Annotated in this window: 1 pseudogene; it reads right to left on the bottom strand. The window is 58.4% G+C overall.

The features are described 5' to 3' along the window. Positions 1–647, bottom strand: a pseudogene (locus P9A16_RS35620) (Mu transposase domain-containing protein); the annotation flags it as partial. Between the last annotated feature and the right edge of the window lie 111 nt (positions 648–758).

Raw genomic sequence — 758 nt, 5'->3', positions numbered from 1 at the left:
TGCAACTGTCGAAAGGCCCGCGGCAATTCCAGGAAAGGCGCACCATTGCGCAGGGCTCCGGGTTTGCGCTGGATGACCGCAAGGTAATGCCGCCAGTCGTAAATCGTTCGCGGTGGTTTGTCGTGGCTGCGTTCTATGATCCGCGGATGTTCGCAGAGGATATTGCCCTCGGCTGCAACAACCAGTCTCTCGGGATAAATCCGCAAGCTGACAGGCCGGTTCGCAAACGATGCAGGCACGCTATAGCGGTTCCGCTCGAAGGTGATCAGGCATGTCGGAGAGACACGTTTGCCCTGCTCGACGAAGCCGTCAAACGCAGCGGGGAGCGCCATCAATGCTGGCTGTTCCGCGGACCAGACGTCCGCGATCGTGCCGGGCAAGGTGCCGTGTGCTGTGTCGCGCCACAGGTCCTGGCAATGCTGTTCCAGCCAGGCATTCAATGCCGCCAGATCAGGAAAGTCCGGCATCTGTTGCCAAAGTCGCGGCCGGGCATCCTGGACATTCTTCTCGATCTGGCCCTTCTCCCAACCCGCGGCGGGATTGCAAAACTCAGGCGCAAAGACGTAGTGGTTCGTCATCGCGAGGAAACGGATATTGACCTGTCGCTCCTTGCCACGACCGACGCGATCGACCGCGGTTTTCATGTTATGGGATGGACGCCTCCCTCCGAACCTTCAGAATGAAGGGCCAGCTAAAGGAGGAAGTCATGACATTCGAATTGCTCGCAATCGATCTCGGAAAGTCGTCGTTTCATCTAC

Source organism: Shinella sp. 838 (assembly GCF_029623935.1).
Lineage (GTDB): Bacteria > Pseudomonadota > Alphaproteobacteria > Rhizobiales > Rhizobiaceae > Shinella.
The sequence above is the reverse complement of the archived record's forward strand: the minus strand, read 5'-3'. Positions and strand labels throughout refer to the sequence as shown.